The following is a 331-nucleotide window of genomic DNA, read 5'->3' on the forward strand; positions in this document are numbered from 1 at the left end:
CGGCGGACGGCGGCTGTGGAGCACCGAGACCGCGGCCGGGGGCACGGGCGACCGCGGACTCACGGAGGCGGACGGCATGCTCGTGCCGCAGCTGCTCGGCGGCGGACTCCCGGACGGCCCCGTGACCGTGCGCTGCACCAGCCGCGGCGACCTGCGCCTGGACGCGCTGGTGGTGCAACCCCGCGTGACCACGGCGGTGTACGCGACCACGGGCGGCGCGGCGGTGCTGTACGCCAACGCGACCGCGGAGCAGCAGCGCGTGGCACCCCTGGCACCCGGAGCGGGCACGGCCTACGACGAGAGCGGAGCACCGCGCGGGAACGGCACCCCG

1 pseudogene is annotated in these 331 nt (G+C 77.9%); it reads left to right on the forward strand.

The features are described from left to right. Nucleotides 1-331 (forward strand): annotated as a pseudogene (locus tag DW309_RS10165) (hypothetical protein); the annotation flags it as partial.

It is taken from the genome of Microbacterium sp. K41, from assembly GCF_004794395.1.
Lineage (GTDB): Bacteria > Actinomycetota > Actinomycetes > Actinomycetales > Microbacteriaceae > Microbacterium > Microbacterium sufflavum.